The 6,681-nt window shown below is 72.6% G+C and carries 4 protein-coding genes; 1 reads left to right on the forward strand and 3 read right to left on the reverse strand.

Annotated elements, in window-relative coordinates:
* Window positions 1–96: 96 nt before the first annotated feature.
* Both ACH4TG_RS27345 and rocD read right to left on the reverse strand, forming a co-directional pair.
* Window positions 97–3,243: a glycoside hydrolase family 2 TIM barrel-domain containing protein gene (locus ACH4TG_RS27345; RefSeq protein WP_398245193.1), complete on the reverse strand. Its 3,147-nt coding sequence runs from the start codon at window positions 3,241–3,243 to the stop codon at window positions 97–99.
* A 276-nt stretch (window positions 3,244–3,519) separates the two neighbouring features.
* Window positions 3,520–4,719, reverse strand: a complete 1,200-nt coding sequence (gene rocD / locus ACH4TG_RS27350) for an ornithine--oxo-acid transaminase (RefSeq protein WP_398245194.1) — start codon at window positions 4,717–4,719, stop codon at window positions 3,520–3,522.
* A 134-nt stretch (window positions 4,720–4,853) separates the two neighbouring features.
* Here rocD and ACH4TG_RS27355 point away from each other — a divergent pair, with 134 nt between their 5' ends.
* Window positions 4,854–5,441, forward strand: coding sequence for a Chromate resistance protein ChrB (locus ACH4TG_RS27355; RefSeq protein ID WP_398245195.1), 588 nt, complete (start codon window positions 4,854–4,856; stop codon window positions 5,439–5,441).
* A 61-nt stretch (window positions 5,442–5,502) separates the two neighbouring features.
* On the opposite strand, the gene ACH4TG_RS27360 is transcribed toward ACH4TG_RS27355, so the two are convergent.
* Window positions 5,503–6,420, reverse strand: a complete 918-nt coding sequence (locus ACH4TG_RS27360; protein WP_398245196.1) for a MurR/RpiR family transcriptional regulator — start codon at window positions 6,418–6,420, stop codon at window positions 5,503–5,505.
* Window positions 6,421–6,681 lie beyond the last annotated feature (261 nt).

Raw genomic sequence — 6,681 nt, forward strand, 5'->3', positions numbered from 1 at the left:
CCCGGCCGCGGCCCCGCGGCCGGTCGACGGGGGCGCCTGGGGAAGGCGCCCCCGCCGTACCGGTGCGCGGGTACCCGCGGTCGCGGGGGAGGGGTGTCAGCCCGCGGTGAGGGCGGTGATGCGCTGCGCGCCGCCGGGCGCGCCGGGCGCCGCGCTCACCATGTCGAGGCGGACGCGGTCGGTGTGGACGCCGGTGAAGGTGATCACCGTGGGCGCGTCGCTCCCGGTCGCCCACGCCACGTCCTGCCCGGCCACCGGGACCCAGCGGTCCCGGTCCCAGTAGGAGACCGTGACGGAGGCGGGCAGCGCGTGGGTGGCGTCGACGGTGAACGCCACCGACACGCTCTGCAGGGGCCGCAGGTCGCCCCAGTCGACGGACACCCAGTCGCCGGGCCGCGCGCCGTTGAACGCCGGGAGCAGCGCCGTGCCGCTCTTGGAGAAGGCGTTGGACCAGCCGGTGGCCGGGTTGCCGTCGAGCATCGCGGCCGGGACCGTGGCCTCGGTGCCGGAGTAACTGGCGTCCGCCACCGGGTAGGTGACCGGTCCCGGACCCGGGTCGGGTGCCAGCGCGGCCGGCGCCGTGGTCGCCACCGGCCCGTCGGCCTTGGCGGTGCGCACCGTCACCGTCCCGTCCTGCAGCCCGCGGGCCTTGGCGGTGACGGTGAGCCGGCCCGGTGCGGTACCGGTGCGCACGATGGCCAGCGCCTTGCCGCGGAAGGTGGTGCGGGTGCTGGCCTGGTAGCGCTCGGCGCTCTCCTGCTGGCCGTTGTCCACGCCGGCCAGCGAGCCGCCCGCGACGTCGAAGGCGAGCAGGTCCGCCGCGTTCGGCAGCACCGTGCCCCGGGCGTCGATCACCTCGGCGGTCACGTACACCAGGCTGTCGCCGTCGGCCGGGGCCGAGGCGCGGTCGGCGGTCAGGCGCACCGCGTTCGCCTCACCGGCGGTGCGCAGCACGTCGGTGGCCACCGGCCGGTTGCCGTTGCGGGCCACCGCCTTCAACTCGCCCGGGGCGAACGGCACGTCCCAGGTCAGATGGAGCTTGCCGGCGCTGCCGTTGGGGCTGGTGTAACTGCCCGGGTAGGGGCCGCCGGTGACGGTCTTGTCGTCGCCGGTCGCCTCGGTGGTCTCCAGGTAGTCGCGCCCGTCGGCCGTCTTCTTCCGGTCGAACCGCCGTACGCCGAGCGACTTCCCGTTGAGGTACAGCTCGACCGTGTCGGCGTTGGTGTACGCCCACACCTGCACGGTCTCGCCCGGCTCGTGGTCGGTCCAGTCCATCGGAAGCAGGTGCACCATCGGCTCGGCCGTCCACTGGCTGCGGAAGAGCCAGTACATGTCCTTGGGGAGGCCTGCGGTGTCGACCGCGCCGAAGAACGACGTCTTGACCGGGAAGACGCTGTACGGGGTCGGCTCGCCGATGTAGTCGGTGCCCGACCACAGGAACTGGCCGGCGAAGAACCGGCGGTCGCGGTCCTTCTTCAGGCCGTACTCGCCGCTGATCGTCCACGAGGCGAGGTTGTTGTCGTAGCTGGAGGTGGCCCGGCGGCCCGGGGTGTGGTTCTCGCCGGTGTTGAGGTGCTGCGGCTCCTGGTAGGTGCCGCGCGACGCCGTCTCGGAGGACGACTCGGACTCGAAGAGGAACAGGTGCGGATAGCGGGCGTGCAGCGCGTCGACGGACGCCGCGGTGTTGTAGTTCAGGCCCAGCCCGTCGAGTTTGTACAGCATCTGGTCGGCGGGGGAGCCGACGGCGGGCAGGCCCCGGTACTTGTCGGAGCCGATGACGACCGGGCGGGTGCCGTCCGCGGCGCGGATCGCCGCGATCAGCCCGTCGGCGATGGTCAGTCCGAGCGCGCTGGTGGAGTCCGGGATCTCGTTGCCGATCGACCACATCATCACCGCGGGCGAGTTGCGGGCCGCGCGCACCATCTCGGTGATGTCGTCGATGCTGTGGGCGTCGAAGAACCGGTGGTAGTCGTAGGTGTTCTTGCCGGAGTGCCAGCAGTCGAACGCCTCGACCATCATCACCAGGCCCAGCTCCTCGCAGACCGAGACCATCTCCGGCGAGGGCGGGTTGTGCGACGTGCGGAAGGCGTTGACGCCCATCGACTTCATGAGGGTCATCTGCCGCAGCAGCGCGTCGCGGTGGATCGCCGCGCCCAGCGCGCCCTGGTCGTGGTGGAGGTCCACGCCGCGGATCTTGGCGTGCACGCCGTTGACCGACATCCCCTGGTCGGGGTCGAGACTGAACCAGCGGAAGCCGAACGGGGTGCTGAACGTGTCGACGGTGCGGCCCTTGACCTGCACCTCGGCAACGAAGGTGTAGCGGTTCTGCGGGGTGTCGGGGGACCACAGCGCGGGCCGGTCGACCCGCAGGTCGAGGACGGCGGTGGCGCCGCCGCCGGCCCCGCCGCTTCCCGCGGGCAGGGCCACGGGAGCGCTCCCGCTTGCGACCTGGTGGCCCTTCGCGTCGAGGACGGTCGCCACGACCACCGCGGAGGCGGCGGTGCCGCTCTCGTTGAGCACCGACACCTCGCCGTGCACGGTGCCGTATCCGCGGGCGGAGGTGGCCGCCAGGTCCGGGGTGGTGACGACGGCGCCCCAACGCGCCACGTGCACCGGGTCGGTGAGCACCAGGCGGGCGTTGCGGTAGATGCCGCTGCCCGAGTACCAGCGGGAGCTGGGCAGCTGGTTGCGGACGGCGACGGCGAGCACGTTCGGGGTGCTGCCGTCGGTGTGCACCAGATCCGTGATGTCGTACGCGAACCCGGTGTAGCCGTATGGGTGGTTGCCCACCAGCGTGCCGTTGCAGTAGACGTCGCAGTCCATGTACACGCCGTCGAACTCGACCGAGATCCGGCGGCCCGCGGCCTGTTGGGGCAGGGTGAAGGTCCTGCGGTACCAGCCGAGGCCGCCCGGCAGGTAACCCGAGCCGCCCGCGGTGCCGTTGGCGGTGGTGGGGGTCTGCTCGATGCTCCAGTCGTGCGGGACCCGGACCGCCCGCCAGCGGGAGTCGTCGAAGGCGGGATCGGCCGCGCCGTCATAGGCGCCGGTGGGATCGGTGACACCGCCGAGGTTCACCAGGGCGAACCGCCATCCGTCGGCGAGCGGGACGCTGCGGGGCGGAGCGGACGCCTGGGGGTCCGGACCGCCGGAGTCGGCGGCGGCGCTCGCGGACAGTCCGGGCAGTACGGGGACGACGGCTGCGCCGGCGGCCCCTGCCAGGATCGACCTTCTGTTGACCGACATGTCGGCCTCCTCGTCGAGACATGCGTCTGGGCAGCGCGACAGGCCCCGAACGCGCTACATCTGATCAGCTTCAAACAAAATTCGACCTTTGCGCTCACGGATTCTTGCAGGACCGCACCCGGCCGGGTCAAGGCTCGCGTCGCTCCGTACAGGGGGAATGTGGAGGTCCTTCGTCCCCCGGCCCGTCGTCGCCACCGTGCGTGGCGGGTGCACGTAGCCACTGGCAGAGGGGTGTTGGGCGCGTCGGGGAGGGGGGGACGGGGACGCCGGACGCCGTCAACTGAGCCTGAGCTCGTCGGCCAGCTGCTCGACGCCCCAGCGCAGGTCCTCCTCGGAGATCATCAGCGGCGGGGCGAGCCGGATGGTGGCTCCGTGGGCGTCCTTGGCCAGGACGCCGCGCCGCAGCAGGCCCTCGCAGACCGAGCGTCCGGTGCGCCGCGACAGGTCGATGCCACCCCACAGGCCCACCGACCGGGTCGCGGTCACGGCGTCGCCCGGCAGGCCGGCCAGCAGGTCGGCGAAGAGCGCACCGAGTTCGGCCGCGCGCTGCTGCACCGCTCCGGTGCGCAGCCGGCGGACGACCGCGGTGCCCACCGCGCACGCCAGCGGGTTGCCGCCGAAGGTGCTGCCGTGGGTGCCGGGTTCGAAGACGCCGAGCACCTCGGCCGAGGAGACGACCGCGGACAGCGGGACGATCCCGCCGCCGAGCGCCTTGCCGAGCACGTAGACGTCCGGCACCACGCCGGCCAGGTCGCAGGCGAAGGTGGCCCCGGTGCGTCCCAGTCCTGACTGGATCTCGTCGGCGATCATCAGGACGTTCCGCGCGGTGCAGAGCGCGCGCACCTCGGCCAGATAGCCCGGCGGCGGGATGATGACGCCGCTCTCGCCCTGGATCGGCTCGAGGAGCACGGCGACGGTGTCGTCGGTCACCGCGGCGGCCAGCGCCGCCGCGTCGCCGAAGGGCACGCTGACGAAGCCCGGTGTGAAGGGGGCGTAGTCGGCGGTGGCCTCGGGGTCGTCGGAGAAGCCCACGATGGTGACGGTCCTGCCGTGGAAGTTGCCGCCCGCCACCACGATCTCGGCCCGGCTGGCCGGGACGCCCTTGACGCGGTAGCCCCACTTGCGGGCCGTCTTGATCGCGGTCTCCACGGCCTCGGCGCCGGTGTTCATCGGCAGGACCTTGTCCATGCCGGCCAGTTCGGCGAGTTCGGCGCAGAACGTGGCGAGCCGGTCGTTGTGGAAGGCCCGGCTGGTGAGGGTGAGCCGGTCCAGCTGGCGGTGGGCCACCGAGAGCAGTTCCTTGTCGCCGTGGCCGAAGTTGAGCGCGCTGTAGCCGGACAGCATGTCCAGGTACCGGGTGCCCTCGACATCGGTGGCCCAGGCGCCCTCCGCACTGGTGAGGACCACCGGCAGCGGGTGGTAGTTGCGGGCCGTACTGGCTTCGGCGCGGGCGATCTCGCTCTGGGTGGCGTCCACGGTTCACGCTCCGGGGGGTCGGTGGGTCGGCCCGCCGATCGTAGCGCTCACTTCTGTGATGCGTCGATACTGTAGACATCACTACAGGACGTCCTGCTGCCTGGTGCGACTCACCCGAGCATTAGCCTGGGGGCATGCCTGCTGACTCCCGGCCCGAGCCGTCCCTGTCCGATCCCACCCAGGGGCCGTGGCTGATGCTCATCTACCGCGTGCCCAACGACTCCTCGCGGGCCAGGGTCGCGGTCTGGCGCGAGCTGAAGCGCCTGGGCGGCTTCTACGTGCAGCAGGCGGTGTGCGTACTGCCGGACCGCGAGGACCTGCGGGACCGCATCAAGCGGGTCCGCGAGCGCATCGACGAGCTGAAGGGCTCCAGCGTCTTCCTGACCCTCCGTGAGGTGGACGAGGACGCCCGGGTCCAGTTCGTCGAGGGCTTCCGTGTCCAGTCGGCGAAGGAGTACGCGGAGATCGTCGAGGAGTGCGAGACGAAGTTCTTCAAGGAGATCGAGTTCGAGCGCTTCCGCGGCAACTTCACGTTCGAGGAGGCCGAGGAGATCCGGCAGGACCTCGAGAAGCTGCGCCGCTGGCTGGACAAGGTCGAGGCGCGCGACTGGATGGCGGCCGACGGCCGGGACACCGCCCGCCAGAAGGTCGCCGAGTGCGAGAAGCTGCTCGAGCAGTTCGAGGCGGACGTCTACGACCGGATCGTCAGCGACCACGACTGACGCCGCCGCCCGGGGGCGGCGGGGCACCGGCCGCCGCCCGTCAACGGGCGGCGCGGCGGCGTCACTTGCGGCGCTTGCCGCCGCCGGCCGCGTTCGCCGCGTTCTCCACGGTGAGGGTGTTGATGGCCTCGCGCAGCTGGTTGCGCTTGTTGAAGGCGGTCATGGCGCGGTCCGGTTCCTGCGCGGCGACGGCCATGGTCAGCGCCTCCAGGATGATGAGGATCATGCTCTGACCGCCGTACATCCCGGGCCGGCCGGTCGGGGCGGAGAGCGCCACGTCGATGCGGTCGCGCAGCGCCTCGCCCAGCGCGTCGGTCAGCAGCACCACGCGCGCCCCGACGTCGGCGGCGTGGTCGAGGGTGACCCGCAGCTCGGGGCGGATCTGGCTGTGCGCGATCACCAGCACCACGTCGTCCGCGCTGAGCGGGAGCAGCCGGTCGGCCAGCCGGAAACCGGTGTCGGACGCCGGGCGGGCCGCGTGCCCGATGCGGATGAGCCTGGTGACCGTGTACTCGACCAGACTGGCGTCGCCGGCCAGGCCCCACACCAGGGTCTCGCGCGCGGCCGCCAGCAGTTCCACCGCGCGCCGGAACGCCGCCGGGTCGATCGCGCGGCGGGTGCCCTCCAGCATCTCGGCCCGCTCGGCGAGCATCGTGGCCAGCACGCCCTCGGGGCCGTCATGGAAGGTGTTCATGGTGTTGCGGAGCAGGTGCGTGGGGCTGAGCAGGGTGCTCAGGTGCTCCTGCAGCGTCCGCTTCAGGCCGGGAAGGCCGTCGAACCCGAGGGCCTTGGCGGTGCGCACCACGCTGGCGTCACTCGTCCCGGTGGCCTGGGCGATCTCCTCCGCCGAGGCGAAGGCCGCCAGTTGCGGGTGCTCCGACAGATAGGTCGCTACCTTGCGCTCGGTGGCGGTGAGGGAATCGAAGCGCGCGGTCACCCGCTCCTGCAGGGTGGGTGGTCGGTGCTCGCTGTAGGTCACGGCTCTCCTCCGGGGTCGCGCTGTAGCAGATACTACACCCGCGGGGAGGGTTTGCGACAATCGGCGTGGGGGGGGGGGGGGGGGGGGGGGGGGGGGGGGGGGGGGGCGGGGGGGGGGGGGGGGGGGGGGGGGGGGGGGGGGGGGGGGGGGGGGGGGGGGGGGGGGGGGGCGGGGGGGGGCGGGCGGGGGGCCCCCCCCCCCCCCCCGCGGCCGGGAGGATCAGCGCCGCTGGAGGGGGATCAGCGGAACGCGCGGTTGACG

The organism is Streptomyces sp. NPDC020917 (assembly GCF_044333795.1).
Classification (GTDB): Bacteria; Actinomycetota; Actinomycetes; order Streptomycetales; family Streptomycetaceae; genus Actinacidiphila.